Consider the following 24,775-nt stretch of genomic DNA (forward strand, 5'->3'; position numbering starts at 1 on the left):
ATGGCGCGCAGTTTACCCTAATTCGCCCGGGATTCTGTCGGCGCCGCCACGACCGCCGGACGCTCCGCCCCCCGCCGCCATTGCGGCAGGCCGATCAGCACCACCGCGCTGATGATCACCAGCATCGCCAACGCTTCCTCAAGGCCGATGGTCTCGCCCACGAACACGATCCCCAGCAGCACCGCCACCGCCGGGTTGACGTAGGCATAACTGGTGGCCGCCGCCGGGCGCACGTGCTTGAGCAGGTACATGTAGGCGTTGAACGCGATGATCGAGCCGAAGAAGATCAGGTACGCCAGCGCCAGCCAGCCGTCCAGCGGCGGCATGGCCTCCAGGCGCTCGCCGCTGACCGCGCTGCCGATCAGCAGCACCACACCGCCGACGAGCATTTCCGCCGCGCTGGCCATGGCGCCCTGGGGCAGCGGCAAGTGCTTGCTCCACACCGAACCGAAGGCCCAGGCCGCCGCCGCGAAGATCAGCAGCGCCGCCCCCAGCGGACTGGATTGCAGGTTGGAGCCCATGTTGAGCATCGCGATGCCGAGGATCCCCATCGCCACCCCGGCCCATTCCAGACGGGTGTTGCGCGCGCCCCAGAAGTAGCCGAAGAGCAAGGTGAACAGCGGCACCGTCGCCACGGCCAGCGCCGCCACGCCGGAGGCCACGCCCGTGTGTTCGGCCACCGTCACCGCGCCGTTGCCGAAGCTCAGCAGCAGAATCCCGATCAGCCCCGCCGCCTTCCACTGCGCCCAGGTCGGCGCCGGCACCCCGCGCCAGCGCAGGAATCCGTACATCAGGCTGCCGGCGATCACGAAGCGCACGCCGCCGAGCATCAGCGGCGGCCAGTGTTCGACGCCGAGACGGATCACCAGGTAGGTCGATCCCCAAATCACGTACAGCGCAAAGAATGCGGCAATCAACGGCAGGGAAAAACGGCGCACGGCAGACATGGGAGCAGCTCGACATCAAGGCAGGGAGACCGACTATTCTAGAAAGGCCAACTGCTAAAAATAAGTTACAAAACCTGTTTATCGCACCGGTACACTTTTGAAATCACGGAGATCGCGTCGATCAGCCATCCTTTCGAAAGTCTGACCTTTTCAGGAGTCCGCCCATGGACAAGTACGACCGCATGCTGCTCGGCGCCCTGCTGGAAAACGGTCGCGCGTCCTACGCCGACCTCGCCCGCAAAGTGAACCTCTCCGCCCCCGCCGTGGCCGAGCGCGTGGCCAAACTGGAGGCCAGCGGCGTGATCACCGGCTACCAGGCGAAAGTCGACATGGCCAAGCTCGGCCTGCCGATCCGCTGCGTCATCGAACTGCGCCTGAACCAGCACGGCAACCAGAAGGCCTACGACGACCTGATCAAAATTCCGCAGCTCACCGAATGCCACCGCGTCACCGGCGACCCGTGCGTGATCATGCAGGCGGCGGTGGGCTCGATGCCGGAGCTGGAGCAACTGATCGACCGGGTGGCGAAATTCGGGTTCAGCAAGACGTCCATCGTGCTGTCGAGCGCGATAGAGAAGCGGGTGCCGTTGGGGCAATTAGAGGCAGTGACAAAAGTTTAGCGCTCATAAATACTTGCCCGCTCGCATACCCCTCATGTTGAAATCAATGGAATAGCGCAATGGATGCCAAAGAATGCCTCATCACTCAGCAACCCCTTACAGTGGAAGCCGACTCGTTCGCACACATCATTCCTCTCGCACTTGGAGGAACACTGAAGCCCAAAGGCCTCATCAGCAGAACCGCCAATGACATACTCAATAAACGGGTCGATCTGAGAATCATCAAACTGTTCAACCCGGTAATGTCCTCTTTGGGCGGTGTAAGAGAGGACGGATCCGCACCGCCAAATACAGTGATGACAGACACCCGGGGTGACAAATACTACACAAACTTTGGAACGCCCTTCAGAGCGACAAAGCCAACATTCAAAAGAACAGAAAAGTCTGATGGAGTCCTTTATACATTTCACTCCAGAGACCTAAACGACTACAAAAACCATCTACAGCGCATACAAAAACTACACCCTGACCATGATATGGACATCTCAACCGCCATATCGAACGCCACGTTTACCGAATCATACCCAACCCATCCGATGGGATATGAGCTTAACCTCAGCCATCACAACATTTTCCCTGCCATTTTTGTCATGGCCTCTCTCTTTTCAGAACATCACAATGTCGGCGCACATCCGCTTCTTCGCGAATATGTATCCAAACTTCCGGACTACGACACAAAAGAAGCCACCAACGATATTCCGCTCCCGCCTGATACGTTCTACTGGCTACCTGACTTTGAAGTCGTTGACCATTCGCCAGATACCCATACGATTTTTTTGGTGGCAAGTCCCCAAAAACAGAAGGCGTTGATAAACGTTGAGCTATTCGGAATCTATTGCGGAACCGTCTGTGTGCCCTACTCTGGAGACACCGCGATCAAGCAGGCCTACGGCATAAACATTGTCACGGGAACTGAAACCGAGCCCGACGTCAACTGGGAGGCCGTAATCGAGAGTGACTGGAGCGCAGAGACTCACCCTGATCACCCCTCCATCGTACAGCGACATACAGAACGCCTTGAATGCTTGATAGCCATGACCGAGCAAAGAAGTCAGGAGCGGGAGATGAAGAGACTCGTCGACAAACGCCTTGCTGCCGCAAACTCTCTTGAAAACACGCGTGAAAATGCGGAAATCCTGCTAGATGGAATTGTTGATGACCTGCAAAAAATGTTTGACTCCATCGCCGACCGGTACGCACAAAGAGAAGAGAATGCAAAAAATGCGCACTCTTTTTCGGAGGATTCCCAACCCGATGGACATCGGAGAGACACTTGAGAAAACCGATGGAAACGATCCTGCTCTTTTAGGAAACAGGGCCAAGGCATCGCTTCACTCTCCGACGCGCTATTTCCCGTGACCTAGCAATAGCGCCGCAAATGCTCCCCCACCTTCGCCGCCGGCACCTTCTGCAACCGGCACAGCCAATCATGGGAGATCTCCCGCACCCCGTGCCGGTTGCGCAGGTCGTCCGCCATGTGGGCCAGCAGGTTGGCCGCCATTTCGGCGTCGGCCATCGCCCGGTGGGCCTGGCCGGTGTGCGGCAGGTTGGCGAAAGCGGTGAGCGTGCCGAGTTTGTGGTTCGGCGCCGCCGGCATCAGGCGTCGGGCCAGCAGCAGCGAGCAGGCGAAGTTCTGCAGGCGGGTGCGTCTGATCCGACCCAGTTCGAAGTCCCAGAACTTCTGGTCGAACGCGGCGTTGTGCGCCAGCAGCGGCGTGGTGCCGACGAATTCGTTGACTTCGTTCATCACCTGCTCGGCCGACGGCGCGGTGCGCAGCATGGCGTTGCTGATGCCGGTCAGTTGTTCGATGAAAGCCGGGACGCGCACGCCGGCGTTCATCAGGCTTTGGTAACGCTCGACGATGCGACCGTTCTCCAGCATGACCACGGCGATTTCCGTGGCGCGGCAACTGCTGCTGGGCGAGATGCCGGTGGTTTCGAAGTCGATGACTGCAATGCGTTCCAAACCGGGTGGGCTCCGTTCAAATCAATGCTTGAGCAACAGCGCGCCGTCGATCGGCACGTAGCGGCCGGCGGCGCGGATCAGTGAGTTGGCGGTCAGGCCCGGCACGCCGTAGGCCACCGTCTGCACGCCGTGCTTGTGGGCGACGCGCTCCAGCAGCATGTCGAAATCGCCGTCGCCGGAGGCCAGGACGATTTCGTCGACGTGGTCGGCGGCGTCCATGATGTCGAGGGTGATGCCCACGTCCCAGTCGCCCTTGGCCGAACCGTCGCTGCGCTGGATGTAGGGCTTGAGCTTCACGGTGAAGCCCAGGTTGCGCAGGATCTGCTGGAACTGCTGCTGCTTGCTGTCGCCGCGGTCGATGGCGTAGGCGTAGGCCTCGACGATCTGGCCTTGGCGGCTGACGTCCGCCCACAGCGCCGCGTAGTTGAAGTGGCAACCGTAGGCCTGACGCACGGTGTAGTAGAGGTTCTGCACGTCGGCGAACACTGCGATTTTTTTCACCGGAATACCTGTGGGCGCCAACGCGCATGAGCCGGATCAGGCGCCAGGCCCGAAAAAGGCGCTCAGTATGCCAGTAAACGGCAATGTGGCGAGGGCGCGGGCTCCCGCCGGGCTTCGAAGCGGCCGCGTCTTTCAAGAGACAGGCCTGCTGCGCAGTCCGGCGGGAGCCAGCTCCCTCGCCACAAGGTGCAGGCTTTACCGTTGGTCAGACGTAGGAATCGTCGTCATCGAAGAACGACGAGTTGTCGTCGCTGTAGTCGGTGTCGGTGAAGCCGCCCTGGTCATTGCCCGCATAGCGCTGCTCGTCGCCCCAGCCGTTGTTGCCCTGGTCGCTGGCCGGCTCCGGCACTTCCTTGATCACTTCGACGATTTCCTGCGGCTGCTGGTTGTGGCTGAACAGGCTGCTGATGCCTTGCGCCAGCATTACCCCGCCCGCCACGCCGGCGGCGGTCTTCAGGGCGCCGCCGAGGAAGCTGCTGCCCGCCGAAGGGGCGGCCTGCTGCGGGGCGTAGCTGGATGGCGGGGCGCCGAAGTTCTGCTGCGGCGGCGGTGCGCCGTAGTTCGACGGGGCCGGTTCGCGCCAGCCGCCGGTGGCCGGCGCGGCGCTCTGGGCCGGTGCGGCCGCCGGGCGCGGGCTGCCGCCGAAGATGCTGGACAGGAACCCGCCGCCGCTTGGGGCCGGCGCCGCGGTCTGGGCCTTGGCCGATTGCAGTTCGGCCTGCAGGCGCTGAACCTGCTGGGTCAGTTGCTTGTTCTGTTCGTCGAGGCTCTTGAGGGCGGCCTCCTGCACCAGAATCGCCTGGGTCATGAAATAACCTGCGGCCGGCTGGCGCGTCAGGTGTTCCTTGATCCGCGCCTCGGCCTGGGCGTCGCGCGGGGCTGCCTCCGTCTCGGCCTGCTGCAGGCGGGAAAACAGTCCATCGATCAGGGTTTGTTCTTCGGTGTTCATGGCGACCTCACAGATTGCCGGGGATAACGTCGCCCCCGTCCACATCGGTCGGGGCGCCCCTCCGTAATGGAGGCAGCGGCAGAATGTTTCAATGGTCTTTACCGAACGTTTACGTTTGCGCAGCCGAAGGCGTCATCGGTTAAAGTGAGCCACTGTTTTTGACCTGCGATACCGACTGATGAATGCCTTCGATGTGCTGCGCGACTCCCTGTACTTCTTCAAACGCCATCTGGGGCGGATCGTCCAGCTGTGCCTGCCGCTGGTGATCTTCGAGGCGTTCCTGCAGCAGATGGTCGACCGCGCCGGCGACCCGGACAATGTCTCGGCCATCAGCGTGATCGTCGGCCTGTTGGTGTACCCGCTGTACACCGCCGCCCTGATCCTGTTCCTCGACGCCCGCACCCGCGGCGAGTCCCCGCTGATCCGCGACCTGTTGGCCATGTCCGCGCGCCTGTGGCCGCGCTTCGCGGTGCTGACCGCCCTCAACACCCTGCTGATCCTGCTCGGCCTGTCGCTGTATTTCCTGCCGGGGCTGTGGCTGATGGTCACCCTCGCGTTCGGCGAATACCTGCTGGTGCTGCGCGGCTTCGGCCCGCTGCAGGCGATGAAGGAAAGCCTGCGCCTGACCCGGGGGCACTTCCTGCGGATCCTGGGCTGCATCCTGTGCGTGATGGGGCCGTTGTGGCTGCTCAAGGGCATGACCCTGCAGGTCTACCCCGAGCCGCAGAACCCGCTGGTCGCGGTGCTGATCGACAGCGCCCAGAGCTTCCTGCAACTGTTCACCAGCGTGGTGCTGTTCCGCCTGTTCATGCTCATCAGCGAACTGCCCGACAAGCGAAGCGGAACGGTCTGACCGCTCTGGCCTTGGGCTCGGCGACGGGTCTCGGGTATGCTCGGGGCCACTTTGCAGAACGCGATGCGTTGAGCCATGACCCGACTGCTGCGCTACATCCTGTTGCCCGTGCTGTTCGTCGTCGCCCTCGCCGGCACGGCGCTCTACAGCCTGACCTGGCGCCCCGACGCCCGGGAAACCCTGCCGGTCAGCTGCACCGGGCAACCGCCGGTGCTGGTGCCCGGCCAGGCGCTCAAGGCGATGACCTGGAACGTCCAGTACCTGGCCGGCAAGCGTTACGTGTTCTGGAACGACCTGGCCCACGGCGAGGATGAAGCCCCGACCGCCGACGACATGGCCTTCAGCCTCGACGAGGTGGCGCGGGTGATCCGCGACGAACAGCCCGACATCGTGCTGTTGCAGGAACTGGACGACGGCGCCAAGGCCAGCGGCTACCAGAACCAGCTGAAGCTGTTGCAGGAACGCCTCACCGACCTCTACCCGTGCAGCGCCCATGCTTTCGACTGGAAGGCCGATTTCGTTCCCGACCCGCACATTTTCGGCAGCGTCGGCCGGCAGCTCGCCACCCTCTCCCGCTACCGCATCGAACACGCCGAACGCCTGCAACTGCCGGTGGCGCCGGCCAACGTCATCAGCCGCCAGTTCCAGCCGAAAAACGCCTTGCTCAGCACGGCGCTGCCCCTGAGCGACGGCGGCCAACTGGTGGTGCTCAACACCCTGCTGGAACGCGCCCGGCCCCCCACAGAGGCTTCCGCCGACACCGCCCGGGCGCAGGTGGCGGCGGTGGCCAAGGCGCTCGACAAGCACGAAAGCCACGGCATCGCGTGGCTGATCGGCGGCGACTTCAACCTGTTGCCCCTGGGCCAGTACCGGCGCCTGCCGGCGGAGCAGCGCACGCCCTACGCCGCCGACAGTGCGCTGCACCTGCTGTGGGACAAATATCCGATGATCCCGACCAACAACGAGGCCGGCGGCATCGACCGCGCCCGATGGCTGACCCACTACCCCAACGACCCGGCCCTGAACGGCCCGGACCGCACGGTGGATTTCCTGTTCCACAGCCCGAAGGTCAAGCGGGTCGAGGCCCGTGTGCGCCAGGACGACACCTTGCGCATCTCCGACCATTTGCCGGTGGTCGCGCGGTTCCTGTTGCCTCCTACTCCCTGACCGCCGGCATCGCGAGCAGGTTCGCTCCCACAGAGTTTTATGGTGTGCGGGCCTGTCAGTGGGCCTCGTCCAGATCGTCGTGCAGCAGCCCGAAGATCTGCCGCTTCATGTCGATGAACGAGCGCTCCATGACCATGTCCAGCGAACGCGGGCGTTCGATGGGCACGTCGAGGATCTGCTTGATCCGCCCGGGCCGCGCGCCCATCACATAGACCCGGTCGCCGAGCAGGATGGCCTCGTCGATGTCGTGGGTCACGAACAGCACGGTCTTCTTGCTGTTGCCCCACACCCGCAGCAGCAGTTGCTGCATCTGCAGGCGGGTCTGGCTGTCGAGGGCACCGAAGGGCTCGTCCATCAGCAGGATCTGCGGATCGTTGGCCAGCGCCCGGGCAATCGCCACCCGCTGCATCATGCCGCCGGACAGCTGCTTGGCGTAGTTGTCGGCGAACCCGGACAGGCCCACCTCATGCACGTAGTGGTCGACGATCTCCTTGCGCCGCGCCGCCGGCAGGCCCCGACGCTTGAGGCCGAACTCGACGTTCTGGCGCACCGTCAGCCACGGGAACAGCGTGTAGCTCTGGAACACCATGCCGCGGTCCGCGCCGGGGCCCTGCACCTGCTGGCCGCCGACGTAGATCTGGCCGCCGGTGGGCTCGGCCAGCCCGGCGGTGAGGTACAAAAGGCTCGACTTGCCGCAGCCCGACGGCCCCACCAGCACCGCGAACTGCTGGTCCGGCACCTCGAACGACACCTCTTCCAGCGCGGTGAACGTGCCGCCGCCGGGCTTGCTGTAGCGCAGGCTGACCTTGTCCACCTGCAGCCGCGGGGCGGCGTGGGCCGGCGCGGCGACCGGTTCGACGAAACGATGGTTGGCGGCGGTTACTGAGCCCATGCGGCAATCCTCAAACGCAGAAAGCGGAACAGTTGATCGGTGACCAGGCCCAAGAGGCCGATGATCGCGATGGCGAGAAAGATCACATCCACCTGGAAACCGCGCATGGCCTTGAGGCTCAGGTAGCCCAGGCCGCTGGAGGCAGCGACCAGCTCGGCCACCACCAGGTAGGTCCAGGCCCAGCCCATAGTCACCCGCAAGGTGTCGAGCACGCCGGGCAGCGAAGCCGGGGCGATTACGTGGAGCACCGCGTCGCGGCGGTTGGAGCCCAGGGTATAGGAGGCGTTGATCAGGTCCTTGGAGATGCCCTTGGACACGTCCGCCACCATCACCAGTTGCTGGAAGAACACGCCGAAGATGATCACCGACACCCGCTGCTCCAGGCCGATGCCGATCCACAGGATGAACAGCGGCACGAACGAGGTCACCGGCAGGTAGCGGATGAAGTTGACCATCGGTTCGAGGAACGCCTGGACGATGCGGAAACTGCCCATCAGCAGCCCCAGCGGCACCGCCACCAGCGACGACACGATGAACCCCACCATCACCACTTCGACACTGGCCCAGACGTGCTGGCCGAGGGTGCCGTCGCGGCTCAGGCGCAGGGCCGCCTCAACCACCGCCCCGGGAGTCGGCAGGAACATGCCCGGCACGACGCCGCCGTACGACAGCCCGGCCCACAGGCCCACCAACAACACCCAGGCCAGGCCGCTGGCGCTCCACACCACCGGCACCGGCAAACCGGTCTTGGGCGTGATGCAGCGGCTCAGCCACGAATTGCGCTTGAACATGACCGGCCTCCTAGAGCGGGCTGACGAAACGGTTGTCCACCAGATCGTCGTTGCTGACGTTGAACGGTTTGCCCTGGAGTTCGCTGGCGGTCTCGTTGGCCAGCTTGATCAGCGGCTCGCTGTCGCCCGGTGCGCCCGGCTTGCCCAGCAGCTTCTCGCTCATGGCTTGGTCGTAGAAGCGCACGCCCTGGGCGGCGGCGGCCAGTTCCTTGGGATCGGACAGGTAACCGCCCACGCCCTTGGCCATGATTTCGTAGGCTTTCTGCGGATGGTCCTTGGTGTACTGCACGGCCTTGTACAGGCCGGCGACCAGCGCCTTCACATCCTCCGGCTGCTTCTCGATCACCGAGCAGTTGAGCGCCACCACATCGACGATCACGCCCGGCGTGCTGCTGCTGTCGATCAGCACCTTGCCCTGCTGCTTGTCGCGCACCATCGACAGGTGCGGCTCCCAGGTCACGGCGGCCGGCACGCGCCCGGCGATGAACGCGGTGGCGGCATCGTCGGCGGTCATGTTCTGCACGGTGATGTCGCTCATGCTCATGCCGTTTTTCTTCAGCAGGTACGACAGCCAGAACTGCGAGGTCGAACCTTCGTTGACGGCCACGGCCTGGCCCTTGAGCTCTTGCAGGCTCTTGACGTGCTTGCCCACCAGCACACCGTCGCCGCCATGGCTGTCGTCCAGCGCGGCCACGGCCTTGAAGCAGAACTGCGGGCGGTACTTGAGCACTTCGTCGATGGTCGAGGCCGAACCGGACAGTTGGCCGGACGCCTGGGCGGCCATGTACATCGAGGCCTCCTCGACCACCGGCAGTTCGACGGTCAGGCCGTTTTCCTTGAAGTAGCCCAGGTCCTGGGCCAGGTACAGGGTGCCGTAGCCGACCCACGTGGTGTGGCCGATCGACAAGGTGCCGGCCTGGGCGCCGGTGGCGACCGAGGCGGCGATGGCGGTGACCGCCAGGGGACAAGCAAGACGGGTGAACAAGGACTGGATCATGGAGCACTCCCAACGCTGTTGATTTAGTTGTCATGGGCAGTACGGCCGGCGGCGGTCGGGCGGTTGTCCGCTGCGGTCTCTGCGGACTCTGGCGGGCAACGCGTTGCGCTGGCCAGATCGATGTTGACCCAGGCCCGGCGTCAGGAAAACGAGGAAATAGTTAGACGCGAACGATGAAAAAACTGGGTAGGCGGCACCGCGAAAGGGCACAGCGGGCGGGGGTGCCCGGGAGGGGTGCAGAACGTTGGGAATGCGTTGAATGGGCGGCCGCCATCGCGAGCAGGCTCGCTCCCACATTGGATCTGTGACCGACCGGGAACAACTGTCTTTCCCCTACCCTGGGGTGTCTGAACTGACGCCATCGCGGGCAAGCCCGCTCCCACAGGGGATTCGTGCCGGGCACAGATCCAGTGTGGGAGCGGGCTTGCCCGCGATGAGGCCCTTGAGCCGAACGATTGCCTCAGAGCCGGCCATACTCCTGCGCCGTACGATCCAGCGCCTTGAGGGTCTTGCCCACCAGCTCATCGATCTCCCCGCGGCTGGCGATCAGCGCCGGCGCCATGATCATCCGGCCCAGGGTCGAGCGGATGATCACGCCTTCCTCGAAGCCGATCGTGCGGCAGCGCCAGGCGATGTCGTTCTCGTTGGCGAAGCGTTTGCGAGTGGCCTTGTCCTCGGCCAATTGCAGCGCCGCCACCATGCCCGCGCCCTGGATGTCGCCCACCAGCGGATGGTTGCCGAACACCTCGCGCAGGCACTGCTGCAGGTACGGCCCGATGTCGTCCTTGACCCGCGTCACCACGCCCTCGTCGCGCAACGCCTTGAGGTTGGCGATGGCCACCGCCGCCGCCACCGGGTGCCCGGAATAGGTCAGGCCGTGGGCGAACACCCCGCCCTGCTCCACCAGCACTTCGGCCATCTTCTTCGACAGGATCAGGCCGCCCATGGGGATGTAGCCGGAGGTCAGGCCCTTGGCGATGGACAGGGTGTCCGGCTCGAAGCCGAAATGCTCGTGGGCGAACCATTCGCCGGTGCGGCCGAAGCCGCCGATCACTTCATCGGCGCACAGCAGCACGTCGTACTGACGGCAGATGCGTTGGATCTCCGGCCAGTAGCTTTCCGGCGGGAAGATCATGCCGCCCGCACCCTGGAACGGTTCGGCGATGAAGCCCGCCACCTTGTCCGCACCCAGTTCGAGGATCTTCGCTTCCAGTTGCCGCGCCGCCCGCACGCCGAATTCCGCCGGGGTCAGGTCGCCGCCGTGGGCAAAGAAGTACGGCTCGTCGATGTGCTCGATGTCGGGCAGCATGCCGCCCATCTCGTGCATGAACTTCATCCCGCCCAGCGCCGTCGCCGCCAGGGTCGAACCGTGATAGCCGTTCCAGCGGCCGATCATGATCTTCTTCTCGGGCTTGCCCAGCACCTGCCAGTAGCGGCGCACCGTGCGGATCAGCACCTCGTTGGCCTCGGAGCCGGAGTTGGTGTAGATCGCGTGGCTGTAGTGCCCCGGCAGCAGGCTGAACAGCAGCTCGGACAGCTCGATCACCTGCGGGTGGGTGGTGTGGAAAAACATGTTGTAGTACGGCAACTGCTCCAGCTGTCGGCTGGCGGCGGCGTTCAGGTCCTGGCGCCCGTAGCCCAGGTTGGTGCACCACAGGCCGGACATGCCGTCCAGGTAGCGCCGCCCGTCGTTGTCCCACAGGTGCAGGCGCTCGCCGCGCACCATCACCCGCGGGCCTTCGTCGTTGAGGGCCTTCTGGTCGACGAACGCATGAATGTGGTGCGCTGCATCGGCGGCCTGGTAGTCGCGGGTTTCACGTGAGGTGGTCATCGCCGGATCTCCTTCTTGTTGTGAGCGGCTGTCATGAGCGCAGCTGAAACCAGGTGGTTTTCAGCTGGGTGTATTTGTCGAACGAATGCAGCGACAGGTCGCGGCCGAAGCCGGACTGCTTGCCGCCGCCGAACGGTACGGTGACGTCCAGCGCATCGACGCTGTTGACCGACACCGTCCCCGCCCGCAATTGCCGGGCCACCCGGTGGGCGCGGTGCAGGTCATCGGTCCACAGCGATGCCGCCAGACCGTAGACGCTGTCGTTGGCCAACCGCAAGGCGTGGGCCTCGTCGTCGAACGGGATCACCGCCAGCACCGGGCCGAACACCTCCTCGCGAAACAGTGCCATGGACGGCTGCACGCCGGTGAGGATCGTCGGCTGGATGAAGTTCTCCGAGCCGTTGAAGCTCAGCTGCCGGCCCCCGCAGACCAGCGTCGCGCCTTCGCGCTCGGCCTCGCGGATGAAGCGCAGCACCGTCGCGGTCTGACGGCCGTCGACCATGGCCCCGGCGGCGCTCGCCGGATCCAGCGGATCCCCCGGCTGCCAGCGCTCGGCCTGCGCCTTGAGGCGCTCGACGAACTCGTCGTGGATCGAACGCTCCACCAGCAGCCGCGAGTTGGCCGAACAGACTTCGCCCTGGTTGAAGAAGATGCCGAACGCGGCTTTCTGCGCCGCCAGCTCCAGGTCCCGGCAATCGGCGAACACCAGGTTGGCGCTCTTGCCGCCGCACTCCAGCCACACCTGCTTGAGGTTCGACTGCGCCGAGTACTGCATGAAGTATTTGCCCACTTGCGTCGAGCCGGTGAACACCAGGCAATCGACGTCGGGGTGCAGTCCCAACGCTTTGCCGGCCTGTTCGCCGAGCCCCGGCAGCACGTTCAGCACGCCCGCCGGCAACCCGGCCTCCTGCGCCAGTTCGGCCAGGCGCAACGCGGAGAACGGCGACTGCTCGGCGGGCTTGAGGATCACCGAGTTGCCGGCCGCCAGCGCCGGGGCGAGCTTCCACGCGGCCATGTCCAGCGGGAAGTTCCACGGCACCACGGCGGCGACCACGCCCAGCGCTTCGCGGGTGATGGTGGCGAGCACGTTCGCGGCGCTCGGCGCCACTTGGTCGTAGAGCTTGTCGAGGCTTTCGGCGTACCAACGGAACACCCCGGCGGCGCCCGGCACGTCGATGTTGAAGGCGTCCATCACCGGTTTGCCCATGTTCAGCGAGTCGAGCAGCGCCAGCTCTTCGCGGTGGGCCAGGATCAGCTCGGCCAGCCGCAGCAGCACTTGCTTGCGCTCCACGGGCGAGCGCCCGGACCAGACGCCGCTGTCGAACGCCTGACGCGCATCGCGCACCGCCGCCTCGACGTCGGCCTCGCCGCACGCGGCGACATCCGCCAGGTGCGCGCCGGTCGCCGGGTTGACCGCCGCAAAGGTCTGCCCCGACTGCGCGGCGCACCGTTTTCCGCCGATCACGGCCAGGTCGGGAAAGCTCAACGCAGCGGCCTTGCGCTGCCAGTCTGCACGTTCGAACACGGTCGGATGCTCCCTGGTGAGGTGTGATGCCTATTCTTGTGCGGTCGATAGTCGCTCACCCCCGCGAGCGGCAAAACCAGTAAAAATGTCTTCGCAGGCAATGAAAAAGCTAACCAGCGGACAACCCCCTCGCGCGCGTATGAGGCTATTGTTCAGGGACAAAAAACACCGTCGCCGGAACGGAGGATGGCGGCACATGAATTGCGTGGATGTCGAGATCCGTTCGACCTGAGGTTTGCCGTGGCCGCTTACAACCTGCGTCAGTTGAAGTACTTCATCACCACCGTCGAGTGCGGCAGCGTCGCCGAAGCGTCGCGCAAGCTGTACATCGCCCAGCCGGCGATCTCCACGGCGATCAAGGGGCTGGAGGACAGCTTCAGCGTGCAGCTGCTGATCCGCCATCACGCCCAGGGCGTGTCCCTGACCCCCAGCGGCGCGCGGTTCTTCCGCAAGGCCCAGGAACTGCTGCGCATGGCCAAGGAGTTCGAGCAGAACGCCCTGGCCGACAACGACGTGGTGGCCGGGCAGATCGACATCGGCTGTTTCGAGACCGTCGCGCCGCTGTACCTGCCGCAACTGATGGCCGGGTTCTCGGCGCTGTACCCGGGGGTGAAGATCCGCATCCGCGACGGCGAACAGCAAGAGCTGGTGCAGGGCCTGACCTCCGGCACCTTCGACCTGGCGATCCTGTACAAGCACGACCTGGACGCCACCATCGAGACCGAACCCCTGATGCCGGCCCAGCGGCCGTATGCGCTGCTGCCGGCGGACCACCGCTTCGCCCAGCTCAAGCAGGTGTCGCTGCGCGACCTGTGCCTGGAACCGATGATCCTGCTGGACGTGCAGCCGAGCCGCACCTACTTCGTCAGCCTGTTCGAGGAACTGGGCCTGAGCCCGCGGATCGAGTTCAGCTCGCCGTCCATCGAAATGGTGCGCGGCATGGTCGGCCAGGGTTTCGGCTTCTCGATCCTGGTCACCCGCCCGCACTCGGAATGCACCTACGACGGCAAGAAAGTGGTGTGCGTGGACATCGTCGAAGACGTCACCGGCTCAGGCTTGGTGGCAGCCTGGCTCAAACGCGGGCAACTGACCAAGCCGGCGCAGCTGTTCGCCGATTACTGCCGCGAACAGCTGACCGCCAAAGCGGGTGCCTGAAAGCTGTGGCGAGGGAGCTTGCTCCCGCTCGGGCGCACAGCGCCCGCCCTCACCGATGCTCAAGTCCCCCGCGGCTTGGCCCGCGCCGTCGCCTCCGCCACCAACGGATCGTCCGGCCAGTAGTGCTTGGGGTAGCGCCCCTTCAGATCCTTCTTCACCTCGGCATAAGTGCTGCGCCAGAAGTTGGCCAGATCCTGCGTGACCTGCACCGGCCGCCGTGCGGGCGACAGCAGGTGCAGTTTCACCACCTGTCGGCCGCCGGCGATCCGCGGTGTGTCGGCGAGGCCGAACAGCTCCTGCAAACGCACCGCGAGGATCGGCGGATGTTCGCTGTAGTCGAGGCGGATCGACGAGCCCGACGGCACGCTCAGGTGATGCGGCGCCAGTTCGTCGAGCCGCTGCGGCAACGGCCACGGCAGCAGATTGCGCACGATGCTCGACAGGTCGAGGTTGGCGAAGTGGCTGAGTCGCGAGACTTTGCCCAGGTACGGCATCAGCCAGTCTTCGAGGGTTTTCAGCAACGTGGCGTCGCTGACGTCCGGCCATTGGCTGTCGCTCTGGGTGTCCAGGTCGAGCTGGCGCAGCAGCCCGACCCGCGCCTGCCACTGGCGCAGTTCCGGTGTCCACGGCAGCAATTCCAGCCCCTTGCGCCGCACCAGATTGACCAGCGCCTGACTGCGGGCGTTTTCATCGAGACCGGTCAGCGGCTCGCGGCTCAAGATCAGCTCGCCGACCTTGCGCTGGCGCTCGGCGCGCAGCACGCCTTCGCGTTCGTCCCAGTCCAGTTGATCGACGCTGTGCACCTGTTCGGCCAGCACCGAGTCGAACAGCGCCGGATCGAAATCCGCCGCCAGGTAGATCCGCTCCTCGCGCTGGCCCTGGCGGCTGCCGAGGTCGGCGATCACGATCCACGGCTCCTTCATCAGGCTGTCGGCTTCGGCGAACAGCGCCGCGCGCCCGTTGGCCAACCGGTATTCGGCACCGCCGGCCTTGCGCTGCTGGGCCACACGATCCGGATAGGCCAGCGCCAGCAAGGCGCCGAGCCAACGCGGATGATCGGGGTCGGCCACCGGCTCGCTCGCTTTGCCGCGCAAGTAGCCGCGATATTGCTTGGCCAGTTGCCGGGCCCGCTGCACACCGCCCTGGGCACCGCGGGCCGCCCGCGCTTCGCCGGACAGCAACACCAGGCGACTGTGCAGATCGGCGCCGGCGCCGCGCAGGATGTCACGCTCGCCCAGCAGCGCTGCGACATCGCACGCCATCGCCGCCAGCCCCAGCGCCTGCCCGCGCAACAGCAGATGGGCGATGCGCGGATGGGCCGGCAGTTCGGCCATGGCCTGGCCGTGGCGGGTCAGGGTGTCGCCGTCCAGCGCGCCGAGACGCTGCAGCAAGTCCTGCGCCTGCGCATACGCGGCGGCGGGCGGCACGTCCAACCACACCAGATCCTTGGGCGCCACGCCCCAGCGGCCAAGCTGCAGCGCCAGCCCGGCCAGGTCTGCCGAAAGGATTTCCGCGCTGCCGTAGGCCGCCAGTTGTTCATGTTGATCCTGCGACCAGAGCCGGTAGCACACGCCCGGCTCCAGACGCCCCGCCCGGCCCGCGCGCTGGGTGGCGCTGGCCCGGGAGATGCGCTGGGTGTCGAGGCGGGTCATGCCGCTGCCGGGATCGAAGCGCGGCACCCGCGCCAGCCCGGCGTCGATCACCACGCGCACGCCGTTGATGGTCAGGCTGGTCTCGGCGATGTTGGTGGCCAGCACCACTTTGCGCTGGCCCGCCGGGGCCGGGTCGATGGCCGCGCGTTGGGCGGCCAGGTCCAGTTCACCGTGCAGCGGGCACAACAACACGTCGTTGCGCTCGCCGAGGGCGTCGGCCAATTGCTGGTGGACATGGCGGATCTCCGCCTGCCCCGGCAGGAACACCAGCAGGCTACCGGTCTCGTCATGCAAGGCTTCGAGCACGGTCTGGGTGACGCGCTGATCGATGTATTCGCCGGGCTGGTACGGCCGGCCCCAGCGTGTGGTCACCGGGAACATCCGCCCTTCGCTGCGCAGGATCGGCGCATCGTCCAGCAGCCCGGCCAGGCGTTCGCCCTCCAGGGTCGCGGACATCAGCAAAATCTTCAGCGGCTGTTCAGCCCGGAACAGCTCGCGACCGTTCAGACTGAGCGCCAGCGCCAGGTCGGCGTCGAGGCTGCGTTCGTGGAATTCGTCGAAGATCAAAAGGCCCACGCCTTCCAGGGCCGGGTCGTCCTGCAGGCGCCGGGTGAGGATGCCTTCGGTGACCACCTCGATGCGGGTGCCGGGGCCGACCTTGCTGTCGAGGCGGATGCGGTAGCCGACGGTCTCGCCGACCTTCTCGCCCAGCTCGCTGGCCAGCCGCTCGGCCGCCGCGCGCGCCGCCAGCCGGCGCGGTTCGAGCATGAGGATGGTCTGCCCGGCCAGCCACGCCTCATCGAGCAAGGCCAGCGGCACGCGGGTGGTCTTGCCGGCGCCGGGCGGGGCTTCGAGCACGGCTTCGTGGCGTGTCGCCAGCGCGTCACGCAGGGCGGGTAGAACATCGTCGATCGGCAAAGAAATCATGCTGGCTCCCAAACAGAGTCGCGAGTATAACGGCGAACTGCCAGGTGTTCGTCAGGGTCTTAACTTCACACGACGACGCTTCGTCATCAGAGGATTCAGGAGATTTTTCCATGCGTTTACCTTTTCGCCTGATCGGCGGTGCACTGGTTGCCACCCTGCTCACCCAAGTGACCGCGTGCGGGTCGATTTTCTACCCGGACCGGCGCGGCCAGATCGACGGCAAGATCGACCCGGCCATCGCGGTGCTCGACGCCGTGGGCCTGCTGTTCTACATCATCCCCGGCCTGATCGCGTTCGCCGTGGACTTCACCACCGGCGCGATCTACTTCGAGCCGGGCAAGACGGCCCAGGTCGATCCGGCCAAGCTCAAGCAAGCGGTGGGCCCGGACGGTCAGGTCGATAACCTCAAATTGCAGGCTATCCTCGAAAGCGAACTGGGCCGCCACCTGCCGCTGGACGACCCGCGCCTGATCCGGCACAAGGGCAGCGCCCAGCAACTGGCGATGTTCGGCCTGCAACCGGCCGCTTGAACAAGGAACCGCTCCCGACATGACCTCCAGCCCCGAACACGCCCGCCTGCTGCGGCTGGCGACCCGCGCCTCGGTGGCGGTGGCCTGTACGCTGGTCATCGCCAAAGCGATCGCCTGGTGGCTGAGCGGTTCGGTGAGCATGCTCGCCGGCCTCACCGACTCGGCCCTCGACGGCGTCACCTCGCTGCTTAATCTGCTGGCGGTGCACTACGCGCTGCGGCCGGCGGACGACGATCACCGCTACGGGCACGGCAAGGCCGAGTCCCTGGCCGGCATGGCCCAGGCGCTGTTCATCGGCGGCAGCGCGGTGCTGATCGCCTTTCAGGCGTTCGAACGGCTCAAGCACCCCGAGCCCCTCGGCGCGCCATGGCTGAGCATCGGCGTGATCGTGTTTTCCCTGGTGCTGACGGCGGCGCTGCTGATGCTGCAGCACCGGGTGATCAAGCAGACTGGCTCCAACGCGGTGCGCGCCGACTCGCTGCACTACCGTTCGGACATGCTGCTCAACGGCAGCATCCTCATTGCGCTGGTGCTGGCGGGGCTGGGTTTCAATCAATTGGATGCCTGGTTCGGCCTGGGGATCGCCGCCTACATTCTGTGGAGCGCGATCCAGATCGCCCGGGAAAGCTTCGCGGTGCTGATGGACGAGGAACTGCCGGCGGACGTCAGCCAGCACATGCTCGAACTGGCCTGCGCCGTGCCCGGCGTGCTGGGCGCCCATGACCTGCGCACGCGGGTGTCGGGCAACCACTGGTTCGTGCAACTGCACCTGGAACTGCCGGGCGACCTGACCCTGACCGTGGCCCACGGCATCAGCGACCGGGCGGCGGATGCCATCCACGCCGCCTACCCGCGGGCCGAAGTGCTGGTGCACGCCGACCCGCAGGAAGTGGTGAACGCCGCGCGTGCCGGCACCGGGATCAGTAGTTGACCTGATACCCGCGGCTGCTCAGGCAATTGCCCTGGGCCTGGCGGTAGGCCTGCACCACTTCGGGCGCCGGCTGGTAGGTCGCGGTGCGCGGGTCGAAACCGCTTTGCTGCACCGCGTACTGATAGCACTCGTAACCGTCGCGCTGGACCTGCTCCGGCGACTGCCCGTTGGCCGGATAGGCCTCCACGTCATAGCCGTTTCCGGACGGCTGCGACGGCTGCACCGGCGGCTCCACCACCATGTAGTCCTGCGTCGCCTCCTGGTAGGCGTAATAGGAACCGGCGGCGAGGAACAACAGTGCGCCGCCGATCCACACTTCGCGGGCGTAGTCGGGCAGGTACTGGATGCGGATCCCGCGGGGCGGCTGAACCACGATGTAGCGTGGGCCCTGCGGGCGATACCAGTAGCCGCCGGAATAGAAATAGTCCTGGCCGCGGTAGGGCACGCGGAAGTCCCGGTCCGGGAAGCGGTCGATCACATGGCCCGGCCGGTACTGCGGGCCGGGGCCCCAGCCGTTGCCGCGACCGTCCGGGCGGCCGGGCCAGCGGTGGTCGTCGGGCCGGTTGCCGGTCTGCCAGGTCTGGTGGTAGCCGCCGTTCTGCGGACGCTCGTCGCGGTAGTAGCCGGGGCGCGGCTCCTGAGTCTGGCGCACGGTGTCGGGCCGCGGCTGGATCGGCAGGCTGTTGGCCGGCAGTTGCGGCGGTGGCGGCGGCTGGCGCACCGGGTTGGGGTTGTAGGCCGGGCGCTCGCGGTTCTGGTCGTGGCCCTGCCACTGGCCGTTGCCGTGCTGCTGGCCGTTGTTCTGCCACTGGCCATTGCCAGGCTGCTGGCCGTTGTGCTCGAACTGGCGGCTGTTGTCGCCGCGGATGATCTCGTTGTTCTGCGAGCGCGGCTGATTCTGCTGCGGGCCGTTCTGCCCATGGGACTGATGCTCGCCGTCCCGCCCCTGATTGTTGCCCTGATGCCCCGGCCCGCGTCTGCCGCCGTCCGGGCCGCGATTCTGCGGCTCATCGGCCAGCGCCTGCGCACCGACACTCACACACAGCAAACCAACACCGGCCAGACGCCAGATGCGCGACTTCATGAAATTCCTCACTGCGGGGGTTAGGGCTTGTAGCTAAGACCGGGAATCGACACACCGGGTTCTGCTACAGGTTATCAGTCACGGCATTTATTTATTGAGCCGCGCACACGCGAAGGCAGGCAAATCGCAGGCAAGAAAAAGGGGAGACCCGTCGGCCTCCCCTTCAGAGAACTTCGTCCTGGCTCGACGCTTGTGGCGCCGGCTCACCTCACCCCGTCTTCTGGACAGTGTGCAGCTCGGGGGCCGGCGCGTCCCCGGTGGGGGCGGCGGCCGCGGCAGGCCTGATTGGGCGGCCGCAGTGGACTGTGTTACCGAGCAGTGATTCTGGTGATAAGGATAGGCCGGACGCCGCGACAGATGATTGCGAAGATTGCTCAAATAAACACCGCTTGCGCAATTTTTAACCCTGGATAGATAATCCGCCGCAATAGACAGCACAAAGGACAGATTGATGAGCAAACTCGACCGTTACGACCTGAGCATTTTGGCGGAGCTGCAGCGCGACGCCCGCATCTCCAACCAGGAGCTGGCCGAACGCATCGGTCTGTCGCCCTCGCCATGCTCGCGCCGGGTCAAGCAACTGGAGGACGACGGCTACATCTCGCGCCAGGTCGCCCTGCTCGACCGCAAGATGCTCGGCCTGAGCCTGACCGCCTATGTGCTGATCGGCATGGACCGGCACACGCCGGAGCGTTTCGAGAACTTCGAGGCGGCGATCCGCACCCTGCCGCAGGTGCTCGAATGCAGCCTGGTGACCGGGGTGGATGCCGACTATCAGTTGAAGGTGGTGGTGCCGGACATGGATCATTACCAGAAACTGCTGCTGGGCCACCTGACCCGGATCGAAGGGGTGACCAGCGTGCGCTCCAGCTTCGTGCTCAACCAGGTCCTGAACAGCACCGAACTGCCGTTGACCCACCTGCGCAGCTGAAGGCCCCTTCACAGACCGGTCACCAGGATGTCGGCAATGCCGGCCTCATCGCTTGCAGGCAAGCTCCTGCAGGGTTTGGGGTGACAGCAGCTTTGCGGACATACGCGATCCCCTGTGGGAGCCAGCCGGCTGGCGATGGCGGTGCACCGGACACCGCCGATGCCGGCGACGGATGACTGCGGCACACCGCCGCAGGCCGATCCCCGCGCCGCCGCCCTTGGCGTATACTCCCCGCCGCCCTTTCAAGCCGCACGCGCCGGAGATGTCCGATGGATCCAGCACTGTTCGAAGAGTGGATGATGACTGGCCTGGTCAGCATCCTGATCATTTTCATGGGCTTCATCGTCTGGGACCTGGCGAAGAAATCCAAGGCCGGGCGCTTCGGCTCGTTCATCCTGTTCTTCGTGCTGGGTCTGGGCGTGGCCGCCTTCATCATCAAAAGCGTGGTGATCGGCCTGATCGAGTCCGGCGCCCTATAAGCGCGCCGGCACTTCCTTCCACTGGCCCTGATCGAGGCCGTCGAGCGTCCACCCGCCGATCCTGACCCGCACCAGCCGCAAGGTCGGCAGCCCCACCGCCGCCGTCATCCGCCGCACCTGACGGTTGCGGCCCTCCCGGATCACCAGTTCCAGCCAGCTCGTGGGCACGCTCTTGCGAAAGCGCACCGGCGGGTTGCGCGGCCACAGCTCAGGCTCGTCCAACTGCCGCGCTTCGGCGGGCAAAGTCATGCCGTCGTTGAGCTCGACGCCGTCACGCAGGCGCTGCAACTGCTCCGCGCTCGGCTCGCCCTCCACCTGTACCCAGTAGGTCTTGGCCAACTTGTGCTTGGGGTCGGCGATGCGCGCCTGCAACTGGCCGTCGTTGGTCAGCAGCAACAGGCCTTCGCTGTCGCGGTCCAGGCGGCCGGCCGGGTAGATGCCGGGCACGTCGATGTAGTCCTTGAGCGTCGCCCGCCCTTCGCCGTCGCTGAACTGCGTCAGCACATCGAACGGTTTGTTGAACAGGATCAGCTTCGGCTCGGCCGGCGGCGCCTTGGCGACACGGCGAGGGGCTGTCGGGGATGGCTTCGCGCCGGGGCGGCGGGAAGGCGGGCGTTGGGCACGGGACATGGGCAAAACAACATCTGACGGTCAGGGCCGACCATGCTAGTGCCCCGACCGCCAAATGGCCACGGCAAACCGTCAGCGGAACGGCGGTTCGTCGAAGCTGCGCAGCTTGCGCGAGTGCAGCGAGTTGAGTTCGGTGCGCAGCAGATCCACCGCCTCGATGCCGATCTTCAGGTGCTGGCTGACCGCACGCTCATAGAAGGCGTTGGCCGAACCGGGCAGCTTGATCTCGCTGTGCAGCGGCTTGTCCGACACGCACAGCAGCGTGCCGTACGGCACCCGCAGGCGATAGCCTTGCGCGGCGATGGTGCCGCTTTCCATGTCCACCGCCACAGCGCGGGACAGGTTGATCAGAGGACGCTCCTGGGCCCAGCGCAGTTCCCAGTTGCGGTCGTCGTAGGTCAGCACGGTGCCGGTGCGCAGGCGCTTCTTCAGGTCGTCGCCCTTGTCGCCGGTGACGTTGGCCGCCGCTTGCTGCAACGCCAGCTGCACCTCGGCCAGGGCCGGAATCGGAATGTTCGGCGGCACCACCCGGTCGAGGATCCCGTCGCGACGCATGTAGGCGTGGGCCAGCACGTAGTCGCCGATGGTCTGCGACTGACGCAGGCCGCCGCAGTGGCCGATCATCAGCCAGCAGTGCGGACGCAGCACCGCCAGGTGGTCGGTGATGTTCTTGGCGTTGGACGGGCCGACGCCGATGTTCACCAGGGTCACGCCGTGGCCGTCGCTGGCGATCAGGTGGTAGGCCGGCATCTGGTAACGGTGCCACACCACGCCGGCGGCGATGGCCGAGGCCTCGCCGTGATCCATGCCCTTCTCGATGATCACGTTGCCCGGCAGCACCATGCGCACGAAACGCGGGTCGCGGCGCAGTTGCTCAAGGCCGTGGACGATGAACTGGTCGACATAGCGGTGGTAGTTGGTCAGCAGGATCCACGGCTGCACGTGGCGCCAGTCGCTGCCGGTGTAGTGCACCAGCCGGCGCAGGGAGAAGTCCACCCGCGCGGCGTCGAACAGCGCCAGCGGCAGAGGGTCGGTGTTTTCCCAGTCGTAGAGGCCGTCGGCGATGCCGTCGGTGGCGGCGGACAGGTCGGTGCTCGGGAACACCCGCGCCAACACCGCGGCGGTGACGCCTGAACCGGCCAGCTCATCGCCCTGCTCGACCACGTACGGGTACGGGATGTTCTGCTCGCTGACGCCCACTTCAACGGTGACGGTGAAGTCGTGCATCAGCGGCGTCAGCTGCTCCAGCAGGTATTTGCGAAACGCCTTGGGATGGGTGACGGTGACGCTGTAGGTGCCCGGCAGCTGCACCTTGGCGTAGGCGCGGGTGGTCTGCGGGACTTCGCCCTGGCAGTGGTAGGTCAGGCGCAGTTCGGGGTAACGGAACAGGGCGCGCTGTGCGGCGTCCGGTTCGGCGCGGTCCTTGAGGTAACGCTTGAGCGCCGTGCTCAGCGCCGTGGTGGCCCGCTCGTGCAGCTCGGCCAAGAGGTCCACGGCCTGTTCGGCGGTTTGAACGACAATAAACGCTTCGGTCACGGTCAGCTTCCTGTGTTCTGTCTTGCAGGCCTTCATCTTGCCTGCAACGCGGCGTCACGGGAACAGTGGCGATTGGCTTTGCCGCAATCCTTGAGGCAAAGCGCAAACCTGTGGGAGCAACCGTCTCGGCTTTGCCCTGCGGCGCATGAGCTGACGCCATCGCCAGCAGGCTGGCTCCCACAGTGTTTTGTGCCTGGCGCCCCCCTTGTGGGATCGGGGCGGGATCAGAAACCCTGCGGCGTCGAGCGGGCGACAATGGCCGCCACGTCCACGCCACGGGGCAATGCGCCATAGACCCGGCCCGCGCCGCCGAGGCGGCTGGCGATGAAGGCGTCGCTGACCGCCGCATTCCCGGCCTCCAGCAACAGCTTCGCCTGCAGGCCGAGGGCGATGTCTTCGGTCAGTTGCCGCGCGCGGTACTGGATGTCGCCGGTGTCCTTGAACGCCGCCTGCAACCGCTGGATGTGCGCGGCCAGGCGCGGGTCGCCGTGGCCGTCGCCCAGTTCATGGAACAGCCCGTCGAGCACGCCCGGCTCTTTCGACAGGGCGCGCAGCACATCCAGGCACTGCACGTTGCCGGAACCTTCCCAGGTCGAGTTGACCGGCGCCTCGCGGTACAGCCGCGGCAGGATGCTGTCTTCGACGTAGCCGGCACCGCCCATGCACTCGGCGGCTTCGTTGATCATGGCCGGGGCGCGCTTGCAGATCCAATACTTGCCCACCGCCGTCACCAACCGCGCGAACTGCGCTTCGTGGCGGTCGTCCAGACGGTCCAGCGCCCGGCCCATGCGCAGGCTCAGGGCCAGCGCCGCTTCGCTTTCCAGCGCCAGGTCGGCCAGCACGTTCTGCATCAGCGGCTGCTCGCTGAGCAGCTTGCCGCCCACCTTGCGGTGCGCACAGTGGTGGCTGGCCTGGGTCAGCGCCTGGCGCATCAGCGAACTGGAGCCGACCATGCAGTCGAACCGGGTCATGGCGACCATCTCGATGATGGTCGGCACCCCGCGCCCCTCCTCGCCGACCATCCACGCCAGCGCCCCGCGGAACTCCACTTCGCTGGAGGCGTTGGAGCAGTTGCCGAGCTTGTTCTTCAGGCGCTGGATATAGAACTGGTTGCGCGTGTCGTCCGGGCGGTGGCGCGGCAGCAGGAAACAGCTCAGGCCCTTGTCGGTCTGCGCCAGGGTCAGGAACGCATCGCACATCGGCGCCGAACAGAACCACTTGTGCCCCACCAGCTCATAGGCCTGGCCCGGGCCGCCGGCGCCCACGGGGAACGCCTTGGTGGTGTTGGCGCGCACGTCGGTGCCGCCCTGCTTCTCGGTCATGGCCATGCCGATGGTCACGCCCGCCTTGTGGACCATGCCGACGTTGCGCGGGTCGTATTCGGTGGCGAGGATCTTCGGCAGCCAGCGCTCGGCCAGGTCCGGCTGCAGGCGCATCGCCGGCACGCTGGCGAAAGTCATGGTCAGCGGGCAGCCGCTGCCGGCCTCGGCCTGGCTATGCAGGTAGGTCATGGACGCCCGCGCCACATGGGCGCCGTCCTGCGGATGAGCCCAGGGCAGCGAGGTCAGGCCGTGCTCGATGGCCGTGCGCATCAGCTCGTGGTACGCGGGGTGGAACTCCACCAGGTCGATGCGGTGGCCGTAGCGGTCATGGCTGGCGAACACCGGCTTGTTCTGGTTGGCGAGGAACCCGGCCTCCATCAATGGCCCGCCGGCCAGGGCGCCGTAGGCGTCGATCCGCGACTCGGCCCAACCGGCGCCGAAGCGCCGCGACCACTCCTGCAGCGGCAGGTCGATGCGGTACAGGTTGGCGCCGTCCAGCGACGGCGGCTGGTTGGTGACTTCGTGGGTTTCGGCGAACTGATGCAGGTTCATGACGGGG

Annotated in this window: 23 protein-coding genes; 9 read left to right on the plus strand and 14 right to left on the minus strand. The window is 65.9% G+C overall.

The window, feature by feature from the left end; translation table 11 throughout:
- Positions 1–17: 17 nt before the first annotated feature.
- A complete protein-coding gene (gene yedA / locus CAG33_RS14195) occupies positions 18–947 on the minus strand; it encodes a drug/metabolite exporter YedA (RefSeq protein WP_085632332.1) in 930 nt (309 codons plus the stop codon).
- Between the two features lie 164 nt (positions 948–1,111).
- Between yedA and CAG33_RS14200 the strand changes: the two genes are divergently transcribed.
- Together CAG33_RS14200 and CAG33_RS14205 are read left to right on the plus strand one after the other, a co-directional pair.
- On the plus strand, positions 1,112–1,567 hold the full coding sequence (locus tag CAG33_RS14200) for an Lrp/AsnC family transcriptional regulator (protein ID WP_085584056.1): 456 nt from the start codon (positions 1,112–1,114) through the stop codon (positions 1,565–1,567).
- 59 nt (positions 1,568–1,626) lie between these two features.
- Positions 1,627–2,844 (plus strand): HNH endonuclease, encoded by a 1,218-nt coding sequence (locus tag CAG33_RS14205; RefSeq protein ID WP_139831366.1) that lies wholly within the window; start codon positions 1,627–1,629, stop codon positions 2,842–2,844.
- Between the two features lie 83 nt (positions 2,845–2,927).
- On the opposite strand, the gene CAG33_RS14210 is transcribed toward CAG33_RS14205, so the two are convergent.
- The 3 genes from CAG33_RS14210 to CAG33_RS14220 form a co-directional block, all read right to left on the minus strand.
- A complete protein-coding gene (locus CAG33_RS14210; RefSeq protein ID WP_085638904.1) occupies positions 2,928–3,533 on the minus strand; it encodes a PolC-type DNA polymerase III in 606 nt (201 codons plus the stop codon).
- Positions 3,534–3,554: 21 nt separating this feature from the next.
- Positions 3,555–4,034, minus strand: coding sequence for an NYN domain-containing protein (locus CAG33_RS14215; protein ID WP_085584050.1), 480 nt, complete (start codon positions 4,032–4,034; stop codon positions 3,555–3,557).
- A 205-nt stretch (positions 4,035–4,239) separates the two neighbouring features.
- Positions 4,240–4,983 carry a DUF2076 domain-containing protein gene (locus CAG33_RS14220; RefSeq protein WP_085584048.1) on the minus strand — a complete coding sequence of 248 codons (744 nt, stop codon included), beginning with the start codon at positions 4,981–4,983 and terminating at the stop codon, positions 4,240–4,242.
- Between the two features lie 178 nt (positions 4,984–5,161).
- Here CAG33_RS14220 and CAG33_RS14225 point away from each other — a divergent pair, with 178 nt between their 5' ends.
- A complete protein-coding gene (locus CAG33_RS14225) occupies positions 5,162–5,836 on the plus strand; it encodes a YciC family protein (protein WP_085632340.1) in 675 nt (224 codons plus the stop codon).
- Positions 5,837–5,911: 75 nt separating this feature from the next.
- Positions 5,912–7,003 carry an endonuclease/exonuclease/phosphatase family protein gene (locus CAG33_RS14230; RefSeq protein WP_085638907.1) on the plus strand — a complete coding sequence of 364 codons (1,092 nt, stop codon included), beginning with the start codon at positions 5,912–5,914 and terminating at the stop codon, positions 7,001–7,003.
- Between the two features lie 55 nt (positions 7,004–7,058).
- Here the strand turns inward: CAG33_RS14230 and CAG33_RS14235 are convergent, their stop codons facing one another.
- The 5 genes from CAG33_RS14235 to CAG33_RS14255 form a co-directional block, all read right to left on the minus strand.
- On the minus strand, positions 7,059–7,895 hold the full coding sequence (locus CAG33_RS14235) for an ABC transporter ATP-binding protein (protein ID WP_085584042.1): 837 nt from the start codon (positions 7,893–7,895) through the stop codon (positions 7,059–7,061).
- The gene (locus CAG33_RS14240; protein WP_085584040.1) at positions 7,883–8,686 is read right to left on the minus strand and encodes an ABC transporter permease; all 804 of its coding nucleotides are present in this window, start codon (positions 8,684–8,686) and stop codon (positions 7,883–7,885) included. Before CAG33_RS14240 ends, CAG33_RS14235 begins: the two co-directional genes overlap by 13 nt.
- 10 nt (positions 8,687–8,696) lie before the next feature.
- The gene (locus CAG33_RS14245; RefSeq protein WP_085584038.1) at positions 8,697–9,683 is read right to left on the minus strand and encodes an ABC transporter substrate-binding protein; all 987 of its coding nucleotides are present in this window, start codon (positions 9,681–9,683) and stop codon (positions 8,697–8,699) included.
- Between the two features lie 460 nt (positions 9,684–10,143).
- Positions 10,144–11,514, minus strand: coding sequence for an aspartate aminotransferase family protein (locus CAG33_RS14250; RefSeq protein WP_085584036.1), 1,371 nt, complete (start codon positions 11,512–11,514; stop codon positions 10,144–10,146).
- A gap of 31 nt (positions 11,515–11,545) precedes the next feature.
- A complete protein-coding gene (locus tag CAG33_RS14255; RefSeq protein WP_085584034.1) occupies positions 11,546–13,039 on the minus strand; it encodes an aldehyde dehydrogenase in 1,494 nt (497 codons plus the stop codon).
- A 240-nt stretch (positions 13,040–13,279) separates the two neighbouring features.
- Between CAG33_RS14255 and CAG33_RS14260 the strand changes: the two genes are divergently transcribed.
- Positions 13,280–14,194 carry a LysR substrate-binding domain-containing protein gene (locus CAG33_RS14260; protein WP_085638911.1) on the plus strand — a complete coding sequence of 305 codons (915 nt, stop codon included), beginning with the start codon at positions 13,280–13,282 and terminating at the stop codon, positions 14,192–14,194.
- A gap of 59 nt (positions 14,195–14,253) precedes the next feature.
- Here CAG33_RS14260 and hrpB read toward each other — a convergent pair whose 3' ends face one another.
- The gene (gene hrpB / locus CAG33_RS14265) at positions 14,254–16,773 is read right to left on the minus strand and encodes an ATP-dependent helicase HrpB (protein ID WP_085638914.1); all 2,520 of its coding nucleotides are present in this window, start codon (positions 16,771–16,773) and stop codon (positions 14,254–14,256) included.
- 110 nt (positions 16,774–16,883) lie between these two features.
- Between hrpB and CAG33_RS14270 the strand changes: the two genes are divergently transcribed.
- Entirely contained in the window at positions 16,884–17,303 is a 420-nt protein-coding gene (locus CAG33_RS14270; RefSeq protein WP_085584028.1) for a polyribonucleotide nucleotidyltransferase, read from the plus strand.
- A gap of 19 nt (positions 17,304–17,322) precedes the next feature.
- Entirely contained in the window at positions 17,323–18,234 is a 912-nt protein-coding gene (locus tag CAG33_RS14275; protein ID WP_085584026.1) for a cation diffusion facilitator family transporter, read from the plus strand.
- Here CAG33_RS14275 and CAG33_RS14280 read toward each other — a convergent pair.
- On the minus strand, positions 18,224–19,318 hold the full coding sequence (locus tag CAG33_RS14280; RefSeq protein WP_085638917.1) for a DUF6515 family protein: 1,095 nt from the start codon (positions 19,316–19,318) through the stop codon (positions 18,224–18,226). The two genes, CAG33_RS14275 and CAG33_RS14280, sit on opposite strands and share 11 nt — an antisense overlap.
- A 451-nt stretch (positions 19,319–19,769) precedes the next feature.
- Here CAG33_RS14280 and CAG33_RS14285 point away from each other — a divergent pair, with 451 nt between their 5' ends.
- Positions 19,770–20,249 carry an Lrp/AsnC family transcriptional regulator gene (locus CAG33_RS14285; protein WP_007909658.1) on the plus strand — a complete coding sequence of 160 codons (480 nt, stop codon included), beginning with the start codon at positions 19,770–19,772 and terminating at the stop codon, positions 20,247–20,249.
- Between the two features lie 269 nt (positions 20,250–20,518).
- Positions 20,519–20,728: a DUF2788 domain-containing protein gene (locus CAG33_RS14290; RefSeq protein WP_016773053.1), complete on the plus strand. Its 210-nt coding sequence runs from the start codon at positions 20,519–20,521 to the stop codon at positions 20,726–20,728.
- Here CAG33_RS14290 and CAG33_RS14295 read toward each other — a convergent pair.
- The 3 genes from CAG33_RS14295 to CAG33_RS14305 form a co-directional block, all read right to left on the minus strand.
- Positions 20,723–21,358, minus strand: coding sequence for a pseudouridine synthase (locus tag CAG33_RS14295; RefSeq protein WP_085584021.1), 636 nt, complete (start codon positions 21,356–21,358; stop codon positions 20,723–20,725). The two genes, CAG33_RS14290 and CAG33_RS14295, sit on opposite strands and share 6 nt — an antisense overlap.
- A 72-nt stretch (positions 21,359–21,430) precedes the next feature.
- Positions 21,431–22,930, minus strand: coding sequence for an AMP nucleosidase (gene amn, locus CAG33_RS14300; protein WP_170930001.1), 1,500 nt, complete (start codon positions 22,928–22,930; stop codon positions 21,431–21,433).
- 188 nt (positions 22,931–23,118) lie between these two features.
- On the minus strand, positions 23,119–24,768 hold the full coding sequence (locus tag CAG33_RS14305; RefSeq protein WP_085638921.1) for an acyl-CoA dehydrogenase family protein: 1,650 nt from the start codon (positions 24,766–24,768) through the stop codon (positions 23,119–23,121).
- Positions 24,769–24,775 lie beyond the last annotated feature (7 nt).

Source organism: Pseudomonas sp. B3(2017) (genome assembly GCF_002113595.1).
GTDB classification, from domain to species: Bacteria; Pseudomonadota; Gammaproteobacteria; order Pseudomonadales; family Pseudomonadaceae; genus Aquipseudomonas; species Aquipseudomonas ekonensis.

What these genes read in the sequence shown, in the direction of transcription:
- yedA (WP_085632332.1), bottom strand. Translation starts at nt 947, where the DNA reads ATGTCTGCCGTGCGCCGTTTTTCCCTGCCGTTGATTGCCGCATTCTTT.
- CAG33_RS14240 (WP_085584040.1), bottom strand. Translation starts at nt 8,686, where the DNA reads ATGTTCAAGCGCAATTCGTGGCTGAGCCGCTGCATCACGCCCAAGACC.
- CAG33_RS14245 (WP_085584038.1), bottom strand. Translation starts at nt 9,683, where the DNA reads ATGATCCAGTCCTTGTTCACCCGTCTTGCTTGTCCCCTGGCGGTCACC.
- CAG33_RS14275 (WP_085584026.1), top strand. Translation starts at nt 17,323, where the DNA reads ATGACCTCCAGCCCCGAACACGCCCGCCTGCTGCGGCTGGCGACCCGC.
- CAG33_RS14305 (WP_085638921.1), bottom strand. Translation starts at nt 24,768, where the DNA reads ATGAACCTGCATCAGTTCGCCGAAACCCACGAAGTCACCAACCAGCCG.
- CAG33_RS14280 (WP_085638917.1), bottom strand. Translation starts at nt 19,318, where the DNA reads ATGAAGTCGCGCATCTGGCGTCTGGCCGGTGTTGGTTTGCTGTGTGTG.
- CAG33_RS14235 (WP_085584042.1), bottom strand. Translation starts at nt 7,895, where the DNA reads ATGGGCTCAGTAACCGCCGCCAACCATCGTTTCGTCGAACCGGTCGCC.
- hrpB (WP_085638914.1), bottom strand. Translation starts at nt 16,773, where the DNA reads ATGATTTCTTTGCCGATCGACGATGTTCTACCCGCCCTGCGTGACGCG.
- CAG33_RS14250 (WP_085584036.1), bottom strand. Translation starts at nt 11,514, where the DNA reads ATGACCACCTCACGTGAAACCCGCGACTACCAGGCCGCCGATGCAGCG.
- CAG33_RS14200 (WP_085584056.1), top strand. Translation starts at nt 1,112, where the DNA reads ATGGACAAGTACGACCGCATGCTGCTCGGCGCCCTGCTGGAAAACGGT.
- CAG33_RS14290 (WP_016773053.1), top strand. Translation starts at nt 20,519, where the DNA reads ATGGATCCAGCACTGTTCGAAGAGTGGATGATGACTGGCCTGGTCAGC.
- CAG33_RS14205 (WP_139831366.1), top strand. Translation starts at nt 1,627, where the DNA reads ATGGATGCCAAAGAATGCCTCATCACTCAGCAACCCCTTACAGTGGAA.
- amn (WP_170930001.1), bottom strand. Translation starts at nt 22,930, where the DNA reads ATGAAGGCCTGCAAGACAGAACACAGGAAGCTGACCGTGACCGAAGCG.
- CAG33_RS14295 (WP_085584021.1), bottom strand. Translation starts at nt 21,358, where the DNA reads ATGTCCCGTGCCCAACGCCCGCCTTCCCGCCGCCCCGGCGCGAAGCCA.
- CAG33_RS14285 (WP_007909658.1), top strand. Translation starts at nt 19,770, where the DNA reads ATGAGCAAACTCGACCGTTACGACCTGAGCATTTTGGCGGAGCTGCAG.
- CAG33_RS14220 (WP_085584048.1), bottom strand. Translation starts at nt 4,983, where the DNA reads ATGAACACCGAAGAACAAACCCTGATCGATGGACTGTTTTCCCGCCTG.
- CAG33_RS14225 (WP_085632340.1), top strand. Translation starts at nt 5,162, where the DNA reads ATGAATGCCTTCGATGTGCTGCGCGACTCCCTGTACTTCTTCAAACGC.
- CAG33_RS14270 (WP_085584028.1), top strand. Translation starts at nt 16,884, where the DNA reads ATGCGTTTACCTTTTCGCCTGATCGGCGGTGCACTGGTTGCCACCCTG.
- CAG33_RS14230 (WP_085638907.1), top strand. Translation starts at nt 5,912, where the DNA reads ATGACCCGACTGCTGCGCTACATCCTGTTGCCCGTGCTGTTCGTCGTC.